The 15,311-nt window shown below is 44.4% G+C and carries 18 protein-coding genes; 4 read left to right on the forward strand and 14 right to left on the reverse strand.

Annotated elements, in window-relative coordinates; all coding sequences use genetic code 11:
- Positions 1–13: 13 nt before the first annotated feature.
- From ICN29_RS05845 to ICN29_RS05855, 3 genes are all read right to left on the reverse strand, one after another.
- A complete protein-coding gene (locus ICN29_RS05845) occupies positions 14–931 on the reverse strand; it encodes an amino acid ABC transporter substrate-binding protein (protein WP_216132059.1) in 918 nt (305 codons plus the stop codon).
- 111 nt (positions 932–1,042) lie between these two features.
- Entirely contained in the window at positions 1,043–3,328 is a 2,286-nt protein-coding gene (locus ICN29_RS05850) for a tetratricopeptide repeat protein (protein ID WP_216130614.1), read from the reverse strand.
- A 149-nt stretch (positions 3,329–3,477) separates the two neighbouring features.
- On the reverse strand, positions 3,478–4,776 hold the full coding sequence (locus ICN29_RS05855) for a porin (RefSeq protein WP_216130616.1): 1,299 nt from the start codon (positions 4,774–4,776) through the stop codon (positions 3,478–3,480).
- Positions 4,777–4,984: 208 nt separating this feature from the next.
- Here ICN29_RS05855 and ICN29_RS05860 point away from each other — a divergent pair, with 208 nt between their 5' ends.
- On the forward strand, positions 4,985–6,445 hold the full coding sequence (locus ICN29_RS05860) for a tetratricopeptide repeat protein (protein WP_216130618.1): 1,461 nt from the start codon (positions 4,985–4,987) through the stop codon (positions 6,443–6,445).
- On the opposite strand, the gene tatC is transcribed toward ICN29_RS05860, so the two are convergent.
- From tatC to hisI, 6 genes are read right to left on the reverse strand one after another with little or no spacing between them, the layout of a single operon-like run.
- The gene (gene tatC, locus ICN29_RS05865; protein WP_216130620.1) at positions 6,421–7,215 is read right to left on the reverse strand and encodes a twin-arginine translocase subunit TatC; all 795 of its coding nucleotides are present in this window, start codon (positions 7,213–7,215) and stop codon (positions 6,421–6,423) included. The genes ICN29_RS05860 and tatC overlap by 25 nt on opposite strands.
- A gap of 27 nt (positions 7,216–7,242) precedes the next feature.
- A complete protein-coding gene (gene tatB, locus ICN29_RS05870; RefSeq protein ID WP_216130622.1) occupies positions 7,243–7,719 on the reverse strand; it encodes a Sec-independent protein translocase protein TatB in 477 nt (158 codons plus the stop codon).
- 49 nt (positions 7,720–7,768) lie between these two features.
- Positions 7,769–7,990, reverse strand: coding sequence for a Sec-independent protein translocase subunit TatA (gene tatA / locus ICN29_RS05875; RefSeq protein ID WP_216130624.1), 222 nt, complete (start codon positions 7,988–7,990; stop codon positions 7,769–7,771).
- A gap of 16 nt (positions 7,991–8,006) precedes the next feature.
- Positions 8,007–8,363 carry a histidine triad nucleotide-binding protein gene (locus ICN29_RS05880; protein ID WP_216130626.1) on the reverse strand — a complete coding sequence of 119 codons (357 nt, stop codon included), beginning with the start codon at positions 8,361–8,363 and terminating at the stop codon, positions 8,007–8,009.
- Positions 8,364–8,369: 6 nt separating this feature from the next.
- Positions 8,370–8,771, reverse strand: a complete 402-nt coding sequence (locus ICN29_RS05885) for a phosphoribosyl-ATP diphosphatase (protein WP_216130628.1) — start codon at positions 8,769–8,771, stop codon at positions 8,370–8,372.
- 31 nt (positions 8,772–8,802) lie between these two features.
- Positions 8,803–9,192, reverse strand: a complete 390-nt coding sequence (hisI, locus tag ICN29_RS05890) for a phosphoribosyl-AMP cyclohydrolase (RefSeq protein ID WP_216130630.1) — start codon at positions 9,190–9,192, stop codon at positions 8,803–8,805.
- A gap of 134 nt (positions 9,193–9,326) precedes the next feature.
- On the opposite strand from hisI, the gene ICN29_RS05895 reads away from it, so the two are divergent.
- Positions 9,327–9,509, forward strand: coding sequence for a type II toxin-antitoxin system HicA family toxin (locus ICN29_RS05895; RefSeq protein ID WP_216130632.1), 183 nt, complete (start codon positions 9,327–9,329; stop codon positions 9,507–9,509).
- 10 nt (positions 9,510–9,519) lie between these two features.
- Positions 9,520–9,912 (forward strand): type II toxin-antitoxin system HicB family antitoxin, encoded by a 393-nt coding sequence (locus ICN29_RS05900; RefSeq protein WP_088525660.1) that lies wholly within the window; start codon positions 9,520–9,522, stop codon positions 9,910–9,912.
- 9 nt (positions 9,913–9,921) lie between these two features.
- On the opposite strand, the gene hisF is transcribed toward ICN29_RS05900, so the two are convergent.
- The 4 genes from hisF to hisB are packed head-to-tail and all read right to left on the reverse strand — an operon-like array spanning position 9,922 to position 12,761.
- Positions 9,922–10,680, reverse strand: a complete 759-nt coding sequence (hisF, locus tag ICN29_RS05905) for an imidazole glycerol phosphate synthase subunit HisF (protein ID WP_216130634.1) — start codon at positions 10,678–10,680, stop codon at positions 9,922–9,924.
- Entirely contained in the window at positions 10,680–11,441 is a 762-nt protein-coding gene (hisA, locus tag ICN29_RS05910; RefSeq protein WP_216130636.1) for a 1-(5-phosphoribosyl)-5-[(5-phosphoribosylamino)methylideneamino]imidazole-4-carboxamide isomerase, read from the reverse strand. Before hisA ends, hisF begins: the two co-directional genes overlap by 1 nt.
- 19 nt (positions 11,442–11,460) lie before the next feature.
- On the reverse strand, positions 11,461–12,123 hold the full coding sequence (gene hisH, locus ICN29_RS05915; RefSeq protein WP_216130638.1) for an imidazole glycerol phosphate synthase subunit HisH: 663 nt from the start codon (positions 12,121–12,123) through the stop codon (positions 11,461–11,463).
- 50 nt (positions 12,124–12,173) lie between these two features.
- Positions 12,174–12,761: an imidazoleglycerol-phosphate dehydratase HisB gene (gene hisB, locus ICN29_RS05920; RefSeq protein ID WP_216130640.1), complete on the reverse strand. Its 588-nt coding sequence runs from the start codon at positions 12,759–12,761 to the stop codon at positions 12,174–12,176.
- Between the two features lie 114 nt (positions 12,762–12,875).
- On the opposite strand from hisB, the gene hisC reads away from it, so the two are divergent.
- Entirely contained in the window at positions 12,876–13,943 is a 1,068-nt protein-coding gene (gene hisC / locus ICN29_RS05925) for a histidinol-phosphate transaminase (RefSeq protein ID WP_216130643.1), read from the forward strand.
- A 35-nt stretch (positions 13,944–13,978) separates the two neighbouring features.
- Here hisC and hisD read toward each other — a convergent pair whose 3' ends face one another.
- Positions 13,979–15,301, reverse strand: coding sequence for a histidinol dehydrogenase (gene hisD, locus ICN29_RS05930; protein WP_216130645.1), 1,323 nt, complete (start codon positions 15,299–15,301; stop codon positions 13,979–13,981).
- Between the last annotated feature and the right edge of the window lie 10 nt (positions 15,302–15,311).

Consider the following 15,311-nt stretch of genomic DNA (forward strand, 5'->3'; position numbering starts at 1 on the left):
TTATTTTATTCAGTTACTTCTTGTTGTAGTCTTCAGCGGGCTTACTATTCAGATTAGCCCAGGCATTTTTTGTTGCTGGAGATAGCTCTAAGCCAACAACAGCATTTTTAGGTGGAATTGGAGCAAGGAACCACTTGTTCCATAAGCCAGGCATGCTTCCATTAGCAACGATCTTAGCAATTGCAGAATTCACGTCTGCCAGAAACTCTGGGTCATCCTTACGAACCATAATTGCAATAGGTTCAGTACTGAGAACTTCGCCAACAATTTTATAGTCTTTTGGATTCTTAGCGCTAGCGATGTTACCAGCCAAAATTGAACCATCCATTACGAATGCATCAGCACGGCCGGACTCTAATAGCAAAAAGCTGTCCGCATGGTCCTTGCCATACACTTCATCAAAATTCACGTTATTTGCTTTTTCATGTTTGCGCAATAACTGTACAGAAGTCGTACCAGTAGTGGTAGCTACTTTTTTACCTGCTAATTGAGAAATAGAATTGATTCCTGAATTGGCTTTAACAGCGATACGAACCTCTTCCACATACAGAGTATTGGCAAAACTGACATCTTTTGCACGGCCAGCATTGTTGGTGGTGGTGCCACACTCAATATCAACAGTACCGTTTTGCACTAAAGGCACGCGGTTTTGCGAAGTGACTGGCTGATAGTTAATGCGAAGTGTACTCATCCCAAGCTTAGATTTAATATCATTAAGAATCATCCGGCAAACTTCAACGTGATAACCATCAAAACGGCTATCACCAGTCGTGTAAGACATTGGAATAGATGATTCACGAACACCCATTGTCACAGCACCAGTAGATTTGATCTTATCCAAGGTTGCACTTGCAGCTAAGGCAGATGTAGCGCCAGCAAAGGTCGCAGTCAGGGCAAAGGTAATTGAAGAGATTAATGCTAGCTTGTTCATTTTCATGTGGATCCTTTTGAAAACTAAAAATTAATTAAAACTGCTTTTAATGCAACTGCTCTTTTTTAGCAGGTTTTTAAGGTTTAATCTAGCTTTTCTAGCCAAACCACTCTATAAATAGATGTGGTCAGGGGCCAAATCTGCTTGATAACGCTCATACATCTGAATATAGGCCTCCTCAAGGTTCTGAGTAAATAGTGGGGTATTGAATAAAGGCTTGCTCAACCTATTCCTCTCGAGTCGCGACCTAATAGCCTCTAAGCTCTCAGGGTTTATAGCTAGGTCAATTGCCAGCGCCTCATATTCTTTTGATGTGCGTGTAATAAGCTCTGGCAAATCAACTGCATTCAGTAAACTTGCGGCCACACGTCCAGCAAAAGATTCGCCCATCAGCGTCAATACCGGTAATCCCATCCACAAGGCGTCACTAGCAGTAGTGTGCGCGTTATAGGGAAGAGTATCCAAGAATAAATCAGCACTGCAATGGCGCATAAGATGCTCTGCAGGAGATGTACGCTTCGCAAATATAAGCCTATCTCCGTCAATACCTCGGCTCAATGCTTCTTTTTTAAGATTTTCAGCAGCTGCAGCATTATCTTCAAGGAGCCATAAGATGCTGTCGTCTTCAGCCCCAAGTATCCTCATCCACATATCAAAGCTGGCTGGCACAATCTTATGATTGTTATTAAAGCAACAAAAGACAAAGCCTTTTTCTGGTAATCCTAAATGTTGTCTAGTTAATTTTTTATCAGTAATTATCCGTGTACTGTCATTCACCTGATAGCTATTGGGTAAGTACGCTACCTTTTCTGAATAAAAATGTTGCGATGTTAATGGAATAAGAGTTTCATCAGCAACAATGTAATCCATGTACTTTGCACCCATCGTGCCCGCATAAACCAAATAATTCACCTGAATAGGTGCCGCACGATAAGCAAAAATATCTGTGCGATTATCTAAGGTAAAACCACCTAAATCTATCGCGATATCCACGCCTAATTTTCGAGACAGCATTGCAACTTCTTTATCTGACATGCCAGTGGCATCAATAAACTGGTTAAAGGCTTTACTCAAGCGTGATCTCATAACGCTTTTATCATCCTGACCAAAAGAAAAAGCAATGACCTCAAATCGAGCCTTATCGTGCAGCTCATATAATTGTGCGGTCAAATGGGCAGTTGGATGGTTGCGAAAATCTGCAGAGTAATAAGCAATACAGATTTTTTCTTTTCTGGCTTGCTTGGGGATAGGGCCTAAAATAGGGTTAGCTGAATACTGATCACGAGCATAAATTTCAGCGCATTGTCTTTGCAATAGGGGATCATCATTTAAAGCTAGGAGCTGAAAAGGATTGATTATTTTTTCGCCAGAGCGTATTTTTCTTGCCAGTATTTCTGTGTTTTCTTGAAAGTTCGACCAATTGCATACCTTCATTTGTGCATAAATTTGATCTCCATAAATCCAATCAATATTGTCGCTAAGATCTAAAGCTTTCTGGTAACAAAGAATAGCTTCGTCATAGCGTTGCAGCATACTTAAGGTGCTGGCTTTGTTTGACCAAACCTCAGCGTAATCTGGTTTTAGGCTGAGTGCTTGATCGTAACAAGCCAAGGCTTCATTTAAGCGCTTTAGCTCTCCCAAGGCATTGCCTTTATTTGACCAAGCTTCGATGTAATCTGGTTTTAGGGTCAAGGCTTGATCGTAACAAGCTAAGGCTTCATTATATTTTTTGAGCTCTTGTAGTGTGACACCCTTATTTGACCAAGCTTCGATGTAATCTGATTTCAAGCTCAGGGCTTGATCGTAACAAGCTAAGGCTTCATCTAAGCGCTTTAGCTCTCCCAGGGCATTGCCTTTATTTGACCAAGCTTCAATGTAATCTGGTTTTAGTGCAATGGCTTTTTCATAACAAGTCAGCGCCTCAGAATAATCCCCTAAAGCAAATAACGCCTTGCCAAAATTGTTATACGCCTGAATATAGCCAGGACTTAATTGAATCGCTTGTTCATAATAATTTAGCGCTCTTTTGTGCTCCCCTAAATCACTAATAATGTTGGCGGCATTAAACCATAAGGCAGCTAATTTTGGGTCTAACTTCAGCGCCCTCTCTAGCTCAGAAAGGGCTTCATGAGGTTGGCCAATTGCGCTGAGGGCAGCTCCCAAGTTAGATAATGCCGGAACACTATCAGAGCTAAAACTAAGAGCATTTCGGTAATACCTTATTGCTTCTTGATACTTTGCCTGATGAGCACAAACAATTGCTAAAAGATGGGTAGCATCATACTGATTAGGTGTCTGAACAATCATGTCTCTCAGTATCTTCTCGGCCCTAACAAAGTCTTCGTTATGAAAAGCTTGAATTGCCTCTTGTAATTGGACATGAGCGATGGAATTCATGGGTATATTTTATTGGTAATCATCTTTAAGCAATACTAACCGGGCTTAGTCAAAAAAATAAAGCTGCACAAATAAAAAAACACCCGCCATTGGCGGGTGTTTTTCACTTCTTTTAAAGCTATGCCTATAAAACCGGCATCAACAAACTATTAGAAAGTGTGACGTACACCAACTGCATAGTTGTTAATGTTGCTAGCAGTTGTATTGCCAACTGCAGAGTATGCAACGTTAGATGAACCTGATTGACCATAGATTGCATACAAGTTTGTACGCTTGCTAAGGAAATAGTTTGCACCAACTTGCATCGCTGTCAGGTTAGACTGAGCAGGTGTGTAAGTAATATTCCCGTTGGTTGTTTGTGTAGCAGGAAGTGAGGCATATTTACCTACAGATCCAGCAATCCAACCTTCAAGCGCTGGTGTAATAAAGCTACGAACACCAATCTGTTGAGCAGTAAATTTGCTGAAAGCACTTGGATTAGAGTCAACAGTTGCCTTGCGATTGATGTACTGTACATATGCCTTCAAAACACCGAAGTCATAAGTACCAGCATAGTACTGGCCAGAATCTCTAACGTTAGTACCCAAGGCGTTTGTAGAGCCGCCTGTATTAGCAGCAGTCGCGCCAAAGAGGATTGGAAGAGTAGTTGCCGCATTGGTGTTAGATGAAGCTGTGAAGTTTTGATAGTTGGCTGTCAAGAACAATTTCTTCCAAGCATAATCAACACCAATAGCTTGGCCATTCACGTTAGCTTGACCACCTGTACCAACAGCAGCACCGCCAGGGGCAGTATTCGTTGTGTTAGTGCTTGCTGCAGTCACACTAGCGCGAACGGTAAAGCCAGCGAAATTATCTGATTTCAAGCCAAGGGTATTACCAATACGAGTCTCGTAACCGGTAGCGTTAGCAATACCAGACTGAACGGCTAAAGTACCAATGCCTTTTGTAGACATATTATCGACCAAGCTACCATTAATATTATTAACACCAGTTGCCGCTGTAGCCAAAATAGCGTCATAGATTACGGTATTCTGTGTACCTACGGCAAATTGACCAATTCCATTTTTCTTCAAGCCTACAAATGCTTGACGGGTAGTGGAGAACAAACCTGTTGTAGAGCCAGAATCCATGTCAATTGCAGCTTCGTATGTGAAGAATGCAGATGTACCGCCGCCTAAATCTTCAGAACCTCTAACGCCGATACGGCTAGTAGATTCATTACCGCCGGTGAAACCGCCGTTGGTTTTCTTAATAACACCAGTTGTACCGTTAGTAGCGGTTAGTGTGTTAGGCACCGCGCCGTTAACAGCAACAGTACCGTTACTAACTCTGCTATTGCCGCCAACATAGCCTTCGTCAAGAACGCCATATACAGTCACGCTTGACTGTGCTTGAGCTACAGAAGCAAAAGCTCCCATTGCTGCAAGTGCTAATAGTGATTTTTTCATTCTTTAAATCTCCAAAAATTAAAAGTAATGCCCAAATAAAACTGGGACCTATGAATTTTGCTTGCATTAGCCTCCTAGACTGGTGGTAAGGGTATTTAGAGGCTCTTTTTGCTTGTCAAAAGGTAGTTTTTTGGCTTTCTTCGTTGTATCTCGGCAACAAGACCCTAGTTTTCTGTCTTTTATAGCCTCTAGATGACAAAATTGTTATATGGCAAGTCGCGAATTCCTAAAAATCCTCAGTTCTGCCCGCTTGGGTGATGTATTGGCGCAACAAAAACTGGCACAGGCTTATATGACTGGGGCATTCAAAACCCCAATTCAACCCGCTAATGCCCTCATTTGGCTAGAAAAATCCTATTTTTCTATTACGAATCAAGTACTTAAGAATCAAGGCGCAATTCAAGATGAAATTTCTGAACTTTTTGCCCAGGTTGCCAACATCCCACTAGTAGAGACCTTTAATTCCCCCGCCTTTGGGTTTGGCTGGGGCTCATTTTGGGAGTTGGCAGCTCGCACGACCCAAGATCAGCCAACTTTAGCTGCCAAGTGGCAACTGGCAAACCTTTTAATGAATCCAGCATACGAAGAGACTCAATCGCAGCTTATTGACTGGGTAAGCAAAACGATTGCAACGCCCGCGTTTGAAAAAACCCCTCGCTTAGATTTAGCAGGCTTGCAAAAATTAGCTCAAGAATATCTGCAAGAGCTTTCTCTAATAGACTCTCCATTCACTGCATCTGCTAAAGAACTATTAATCAAGTTGCAACCCAAAAATGAATCGCTTCCCTCCCTATGGAAAGCATGGCTGGAAAATGGAAATGAAGAGGCGCTGTTTGAGGCGGCAGAGCTGGGTCTCACACTAGCCAAGCTCACTTTGGGTTTACGTCTCGCGCAATTAGATGGCGGCGATACAAAATCGAATGCCTCCCTCAAAAAAGCCGCCCACTGGTTAGAGCTTGCTGCCAATGATGGCGACAGGGACGCTTGGTATGCGTTAGGTGAAATTTATCGTCGCCCGCAATTTTCTGGATACAGTGCCGCCGAAAGCGATCGCTGCTTTGATCGTGCCGCTGATCTTAGCCATGCACAAGCTCAACTCCGAAAAGGCGCCAACCTTTGGCGCAAGCGCGAAAAATCTGATGAAAAAGTACGCGGCTTGCAAGCCTCTTATTGGGTATGGCAAGCACATCAACAAGGCGTAGCAGAAGCAAAAGAATTACTTAGCAAGATTTTGGAGGGCTGCCCCAACCCTCAGTTAAATGAGTGGTTTAAGTTAGCACAATATGCTGAACGTGCTATCAACCATCATGCTGAACGTAAATTGGATGAAGATTGGTTATTGCTGTGTCATCGCATTGTCATTGCCAATCAATTTAACTTTAGCAAAGCAGAATTATTACTCTGTGAAATCGGCCAGCTTCAGCACGAACACTGCGTAGTAGTGGATATTCGTTGGGAGCTGCCGAAGATTTTGCCCAGACTGATTCAGATTGAGACAATTCAACAGCGGCGCGCCTTATTAGCAGCGGGCAAAGTATTTGCTGGTTCTGATTTAGATATCGAAGGTAATCTGCGTCAACGGCGCTACCGCTTTGATCGCGTTACCAATTGGCTGACAGCAAGTTTTGCTAAGGGCTCTAAAAGTCAGACTGACGCAGAGCTAGTTTGATCTTCTTTGTCTGTCTGGTCATCTGCAGGCTTTGGCACATAAAAACGAGCAATTAATAAACCTAATTCATAAAGTAGCGTCATCGGTACAGCCAACAGTAATTGTGAAAGCACATCTGGCGGAGTCACAACTGCAGAGATTACAAAGGCCCCCACGATCACATAGGGGCGAATCTCTCTCAACTTGGCTAAAGGCACCATTCCCATGCGGACTAAGACCACTACTACGACAGGCACTTCAAAAGTAATACCAAAAGCTAAGAAAGTGGTCATGGCAAAACTTAAATAGTTATCAATGTCAGTCGACATTTCCGCGCCCAGTGGAGCGTTATAGCTAGCCATGAAATTGAATACTGTCGGAAATACTAAGAAGTAGGCAAAAGCCATGCCAAATATAAACAAGCTATAGCTACTCACCACTAAAGGCAAAATCAATTTTCGCTCATGCATGTATAGGCCAGGCGCAATGAAGGCCCATAACTGATACATCACTACTGGCAAGGCAATCAGAAATGCTACCAACATCGTGACTTTCATGGGCACAAAGAAAGATCCAGTCACATCCGTGACGATCATTTTGCCGCCTGCAGGCAATGCCTTTAATAGTGGCTGCGCAAATAAATGGAAAATGTCTGGCGCCCAATAGGCCAAGCAAGCAAACACGACAAGAATTGCCAAGGTAGACTTGATAACGCGATCACGCAACTCGAACAAATGCGAGAGAAAAGATTCTTGCAATCCTGAATCTTCAGTGGAATTATTTTCTGACATGCGAAGGTGTTTTTATGCTTATTTTATTTATTTGATGGCGCTGTGATGAAAGCGCTTCATTCTGGCAGCGCCCGATTGAACCCGTGTTCGCATGCCTGCTGAGCGCTTAAACCAAATGGGTCTAGCTGCCCGTCTGACACCCCAGCTATTGCGGCCTTGACGCTTGGTCTTATCCCATACCGCTCTTTCGTCAAGAGGCAATTTCTCAAAACTAGTTTCAAAAATATCAGCCTGATCACTCAGATGGGTATTGGCCTCTTGAACAGTTGAATTAATGCTGTTCTCAACCTCTTTGAGCGCAGAGGCACTTTCTTCACGGAACTTTTTAAATTCCTCAACTTCCATCTGACGATTCACTTCAGATTTAATATCAGCCATATAACGCTGTGCACGACCAAATAAATTGCCCGCCATGCGAGCAATCTTTGGCAGGCGCTCTGGGCCCACAACAACTAAAGCAACTACTGCGATGAGCGCAAGCTTGGAAACTCCAAGATCAATCATTGAAGCAGTCTTCTAAAAACCACATGAATTTCTATTGCGCTATCAAGAATCACTTGTTGACATCTTTGGCTTGCACGTCAACAGTCTTTTCTGCTGTTGCAGCGCCTTGCTGAAGTTGTTCCTTAGATTCTTCACCCGGCTTCATGCCATCTTTAAAGCCTTTCACAGCACCACCCAAATCTTGGCCAATGTTGCGCAATTTCTTGGTACCAAATACCAACATCACGATGACTAAAACAATTAACCAATGCCAAATGCTAAATGAGCCCATTTTGAATCTCCTTGGATTATTTTTTCCAGGGTCGCGGACCGCCCATCAAATGCAAATGCAAGTGATAAACCTCCTGCCCTCCATCTGCACCATTATTCACCATTAATCTAAAGCCGCCATCCTTACCAGGACGGCAACCTTGCTCTTTGGCAAGCCGCGGTGCTAATTCCATCATTCTACCCAGCAAAGGGGCATCAATGCTTTCTGCTGACTCCAGCATAGGGATATGTTTCTTAGGAATCAGCAGAAAATGCACTGGTGCAGCAGGATTGATATCCTTAAATGCGTAGATTTCCTCATCCTCATAGACCTTCTGGGATGGGATTAAACCTTGCGAAATCTTACAAAATAGGCAATTCGGATCGTGCGACATACCTACCTATTCCTTGCCAGATGCTTTTCTGGCAGCTTTCTCTTCGATCCCAGATGTCCCCAAGCGGCGATCCAATTCTGCAATCACCTCTTCAGGGCGTAAGTTAAATTGGGACAAGGCAATGAGGCAGTGAAACCAAAGGTCAGCCATTTCAGCAACCAGCAGCTTTTGTTGCTCTGGGGCTAAGTTGGCACTCCGCGAATCTTTAGCAGCCATGACGGCTTCAGTTGCCTCTTCACCGATCTTCTTGAGAATTCCATCATCACCCTTTGAAAAGAGTAAAGCGGTATAGGAAGTCTTAGGATCTACTTGGCCCGCCTTAAAGGCATCACGACGTTGATCTACTACATCAGCCAAATGTGCAAATGCAGAATCTACATTAGAGGGTTTGTTTGAAGAACTCGTCATTGGTTTATTTTATGTCTTTTATTAAGCAAGCCTACTTCTTAGACTTGTCAACCCAGACGGATTTAGTAGAGTCCCATTGGAAAAAGAAGCAACTATGCTCTCCAGTGTGACAGGCGATTCCATCCTTTTGCTCAACCATTAACAAGATCGTATCGCCGTCACAATCTAAGCGAATTTCTTTTACCTTTTGGGTGTGGCCAGACTCTTCACCTTTGTGCCAGAGTTTTTGACGAGAGCGTGTCCAGTAAACCGCCTCACCTAAACGCATAGTTTCTAGAAGTGCATCGCGATTCATCCAAGCCATCATCAAAACATCTTTACTGCCGACCTCTTGTGCAATGACTGGAACTAAACCCTGATCATTCCAAGTCACGGCATCTAATAAGGTTTGGTCTTGAGGATTTTTATTTGTATCTGACATTGGCTCAATTTTGACAGAATTGTTAAGGCCAAACCAAATAAGTAGTTGTCGGGGCCTGCAGTAATGACCCGCCCCACCTTATGGACACTCACCATATTTGTGTGTATGATGTGTATAGAATTTATAATTTGCGGATGAATAGCAAAAAACTAATTAAGGTCATAGAAAAAGATGGCTGGGTATTGCGGGGCTCAAAAGGCTCTCATCATGTTTTTAATCACCCCCATAAACCTGGGCATATCACTGTTCCTCACCCCAAAAAGGATTTAGGGATTGGATTAGTTCAAAAGCTACTAAAACAAGCAGGAATGAAATAGAGGAATCATCATGAAATATCCAATTGCGATTGAACCGGGTGGAGATAAATTAGCGTGGGGCGTAATCGTTCCTGACTTACCTGGCTGCTTCTCAGCTGCCGATAGCGGAATTGATGAGGCAATTGAAAATACCAAAGAAGCGATTGAACTTTGGATTGAGGCAGCATTAGACGCTGGTGAAGATATACCGAAGCCTAGCCCAATTACCAATCTACAGAAAAAGAAAGAGTTCAAGGGATATATTTGGGCAATTGCCGAGATTGACCCAGCTTTGCTATCAGACGATATCGAAAGAGTAAATATATCTTTACCAAAAAGAGTATTGGCAAGATTGGATGCGAAGGCTAAATCAGCTGGAGAAAATCGCTCTGCTTTTATCGCTCATATGGCCATCAGTGCTTAAAAGTTCTCGCTAAATACGAACCGGAATTCCTTGGGCAGCCATATATTCTTTTGCCTGTCCTACGGTGAACTCACCATAGTGAAAAATGCTGGCCGCCAGCACTGCATCAGCATGGCCTTTAGTAATACCATCCACTAAATGCTGAAGATTACCTACGCCACCCGATGCAATTACCGGAATAGACACTGCATCACTGACAGCTGCAGTTAAAGCCAAATCGAAGCCATCTTTACTGCCATCACGATTCATACTCGTAAGCAAAATTTCGCCGGCACCACGTTTAGCCACTTCACTAGCCCACGCAACCACATCAATGCCAGTAGCCGTTCTGCCGCCATGGGTAAATACCTCCCAATTGCCGGCAGCAGTTTGTTTGGCATCTATCGCAACCACAATGCATTGGGATCCGTAATAGGCTGCAGCATCAGAAACTAAATCTGGATTAGCGACTGCTGAAGAATTCATGCTCACTTTATCTGCGCCAGCATTTAGCAAGCGTCGCACATCAGCAACTGCACGCACCCCACCTCCAACAGTTAAGGGAATAAAAACTTGTGACGCCACATCTTCAATGATGTGCAAGATTAAATCGCGTCCATCAGATGTTGCAGTGATGTCTAAAAAAGTGAGCTCATCCGCCCCTTGGGTGTCATAGCGTTTAGCGATTTCTATAGGATCGCCAGCATCTCGTAAGCCAACGAAATTCACACCCTTAACAACTCGCCCTGCAGTCACATCAAGGCAAGGAATAATTCGCTTAGTGAGCACTAGATAATTTTCTTTGCGTACTTGAGAGTTAACTCATCCGCATATTTTTGAGCTGCTGCAAGATCAAGGTCTCCAGCATAGATAGAGCGACCAGCAATGACGCCCATCACGCCCTCTTCTTCTGCCTTACAAAGTGCTTCGATATCTTTATTACTTGAAAGACCGCCACTTGCAATTACTGGAATGCGAATAGCCTGAGCGAGCTTAATAGTAGCTTCAATATTGACGCCCTTGAGCATGCCGTCACGACCAATGTCGGTATAGATGATTGCTTCAACGCCCCAGTCTTCAAACTTCTTAGCAAGGTCAATCACCTCATGACCAGTGATCTTGCTCCAGCCATCTGTAGCGACCTTGCCATCACGTGCATCTAAGCCTACCATCACATGGCCAGGGAATGCAGTACACGCATCTTGCACAAAGCCGGGACTCTTCACTGCGGCAGTACCAATGATCACAGTACTAATGCCGTCATCCAATAAACGCTCAATCGTTTCAAGGTCACGAATGCCGCCGCCCAATTGAACGGGAATCTCATCGCCGACTGCTTTGAGAATCGATTTGATGGCAGACTCATTTTTAAGCTTGCCAGCAAAGGCACCATTAAGATCTACTAGATGTAAGCGGCGCGCCCCTTTACTAATCCAGTGCGTGGCCATAGCACCAGGATCTTCCGAGAAAACCGTGGCTTTGTCCATATCACCTTGTTCGAGTCGAACGCAGTGGCCGTCTTTGAGATCAATTGCAGGAATCAGCAGCATATCTAAAGGTTAGAAAGTTTTAAGGTTGCCAAGAAACAAAATTTTGATAAAGCTTTAATCCGTATTCTGCACTTTTTTCTGGATGAAATTGTGTAGCGAAAATATTATCTCGTGCCACCGCAGAAGTAAACCAATCCCCGTACTCTGTTGAGCCCGCAATATCTTCTTTGCGTTGCGGCACAACATAGTAGCTATGGACAAAATAAAAGCTGCTTAAGTCAGGAATACCGTTCCAAAGGGGGTGTTTTGAGTCTTGACGCACCTGATTCCACCCCATATGGGGAACTTTATAAGCGGAGCCATCAGCCTGCTTCTTGCCAGCCAACTCAAAACGACGGACTTCGCCGGGGATTAAACCCAAACAGGATGTCCATGGGGTTTTTTCTGTGGCGCGCACTTCAGCGCTTTGATCAAACAGCATCTGCTCACCTACACATACTCCAAGTAGGGGCTTATTTTTTGCCGCCTCTAAGAGTGCCTCTAGCAAGCCAGACTCTTGAAGATGTTTCATGCAATCAGGCATGGCACCTTGACCCGGCAAGACAACACGAGCTGCAGAACGAATATCTTCCGGCTGATGTGCAATCAATACATTGTCACCTGGAGCTACATGATGAAATGCTTGATATACGGAACGTAGATTACCCATTCCATAATCAACAATCGCAATCGTTTGCGCCAATTTAGCTTATCTTTCGCTGTTGTCTGCAGAGCAACTATAAGGTGTCTAGATTAGAGACTGCCTTTAGTTGAAGGGACGGCACCAGATGCCCGTGGATCAATGGCTAGAGCCATACGTAAGGCGCGGCCAAAAGCCTTGAACACAGTTTCAATCTGATGGTGCGCATTAATGCCACGCAAATTATCAATGTGTAAAGTCACTCCAGCGTGATTCACAAAACCACGGAAGAACTCAATGCTGAGATCAACATCAAAGTCACCTACTCGAGCTCGAGTAAATGGCACGTTAAATTCCAATCCTGGACGACCAGAAAAATCGATCACAACACGCGAAAGGGTTTCGTCCAAAGGTACATAGGCGTGGCCATAACGGGTAATGCCTGCCTTATCACCTACTGCCTTAGCAAACGCCTGACCCAAGGTAATTCCCACATCTTCAACAGTATGGTGATCATCAATATGGGTATCGCCATTGCCAACTACTTTGAGGTCAATCATGCCGTGACGAGCAATCTGATCAAGCATATGGTCTAAAAAAGGAACGCCGGAGGCCAGCTCAGCCTTCCCAGTACCATCTAAATTGATGGAAATTTGAATTTTGGTTTCCGAAGTGTTTCGGGTAACGTCGGCTTGCCGCATTTCATTGCGCCGCGAGGCGAAGTGTTGATTGAAGCCTCATAATATCATTCCTAGAAGATTTATAAATGCAGATATTGCTTCACTTTCATTCTGATTTTTGAGCTGAGTACCCTAATGAGCCGTTTTTGGAGCCCTGTTGTTCACACCTTGACCCCTTATGTCCCTGGGGAGCAACCGCAAATGCAGCGGCTGGTAAAGCTCAACACAAACGAAAGTCCTTATGGACCATCGCCTAAGGCTCTTGCGGCAATTAATGCCCAAAATAATGAAGATTTACGTCTTTATCCTGATCCAGAGGGCGCTGCACTGAAGCAAGCCATTGCCAAGTTACATGGCCTAGACCCAAAACAAGTCTTTTTAGGCAACGGCTCCGATGAAGTTCTGGCCCATGTTTTTGCTGGCCTACTCAAACACAGTAAACCAGTTCTCTTTCCTGACATCACTTATAGCTTCTACCCGGTCTACTGCAAACTGCTCGGGATTGACTACAAAACCATTCCTCTTGGAAAAGAGTTTGAGATTAATCTAGCTGATTACAAAACTCCAAATGGTGGAATTATTTTCCCCAATCCAAATGCGCCAACCGGTAGATCTATAACGCGCTCTGAGATCCAAACTCTTCTATCCAGGAATAAAGACTCTGTACTAGTAATTGATGAAGCCTATGTTGATTACGGCACGCAGTCTTGTATTCCGCTTTTGCGTGGTGCCGCTTGCCCAGAGAATCTTCTAGTTGTTCATACACTTTCTAAATCACGCGCCCTTGCTGGTCTGCGCGTTGGCTTTGCGGTAGGTCATCCCGATTTAATTGCAGGCTTGGAGCGCGTCAAAAATAGTTTCAACTCTTATCCTCTTGGACGCCTAGCACAGGCAGGTGCAATTGCCGCGATTGAGGATCAAGCTCACCTTGAGCAAACTTCTCAACAGGTAATGCAAACCCGCGCCAAGCTCGTAAGTGATTTGAATGCTCTGGGATTTGAAACCTTGCCTTCAACTGCAAACTTTATCTTTACTCGCCATCCTCAGCATGCTGGAGCGGCGCTCTACCAGGCATTGCGTGATCGCGGCATTATCGTGCGCCACTTTAAATTACCACGTATAGAAAACTTCTTGCGCATTACGATTGGCACAGATGAACAAAGCGGCGAACTCGTCGCCGCTTTAAAAGAAATCTTAGCTTAATTTAATTCGAGTTTATTTTCGAATTATTTCTGAACTTATTTCTTTAGGCGCATCTCGGCAGCGCGCGCATGGGCTTGTAAGCCCTCACCGTGGGCAAGCGTGCTAGCTACTGCTCCTAAGGTCTGGGCACCCGCCTCGCTCACCTCAATCATGCTGGAGCGCTTAATAAAGTCGTAGACACCCAGCGGGGATGAAAAGCGGGCAGTGCGGGCTGTTGGTAGAACGTGATTTGGCCCAGCGCAGTAATCCCCCAGCGCCTCACTGGTGTAGTTGCCTATGAAGATCGCACCTGCATGACGAATTTTCTCTGCCCACTTGCGTGGATCAGCAGCGCAAATCTCTAAGTGCTCTGCGGCAATTGCATTAGCAATCTCGCAAGCTTCACTCATATCTTTTACCTGAATCAATAAGGCGCGATTCGTCAAAGAGGCTTCGATGACTTTAGCTCTTGGCATCTCAGGAAGTAGCTTATTCATGCTTGCTTGTACTTGTTCAATGAAGCTAGCATCTGGGCACAACAAAATAGATTGGGCTTGCTCATCGTGTTCTGCTTGAGAAAACAGATCCATCGCAATCCAATCTGGATTACTTGAGCCATCGCACAACACCAAAATTTCCGAAGGGCCAGCAATCATGTCAATACCAACAATCCCAAATACCCTGCGCTTGGCAGCAGCAACATAAGCGTTACCAGGACCAACAATCTTATCTACCGATGGAATACTCTTGGTGCCATAAGCCAAAGCACCAACTGCTTGAGCGCCGCCAATCGTAAAGACGCGGTCTACACCGGCCAAGTAGGCAGCAGCCAATACCAATGGATTACGCGCACCATCTGGCGTTGGCACAACCATGATGACTTCCTGAACACCAGCGACTTTGGCTGGTATAGCATTCATCAGAACAGAAGAGGGGTAAGCCGCTTTACCGCCTGGAACATAAATACCGACACGATCTAGTGCTGTGACTTTTTGACCTAAGCGCGTACCATCTGCCTCTTCATATTCCCAAGAGTGACAACCCGCTTCGATCTTTTGCTGCTCGTGATATGTGCGCACTCTTTGTGCAGCAACATCTAATGCGCTCTTTTGTTCGATAGATAAAGACTGATAAGCTTGTTCTAAATCTTTACGAGGAATCTCTAATTCAGAAACCTGATTAACATTTAAGCGATCAAATTGTTTAGTGAAGCCCAAGACTGCTTCATCACCCTTTTCTTTAACTGCTAAAAGAATTTTGGCGACAGTCGCATCAATCGCTTCATCATCAGCCATAGGCAAAGAAAGGCTGGAGAGCAGGGTTTCTTTGAAATCTGCGTCCTGGCTATTGAGGCGCTTGATTTTGATTTGTGCAGACATTTGAGCGAGA

Origin of the sequence: Polynucleobacter nymphae (assembly GCF_018882155.1) — a bacterium.
Taxonomy (GTDB): Bacteria; Pseudomonadota; Gammaproteobacteria; order Burkholderiales; family Burkholderiaceae; genus Polynucleobacter; species Polynucleobacter nymphae.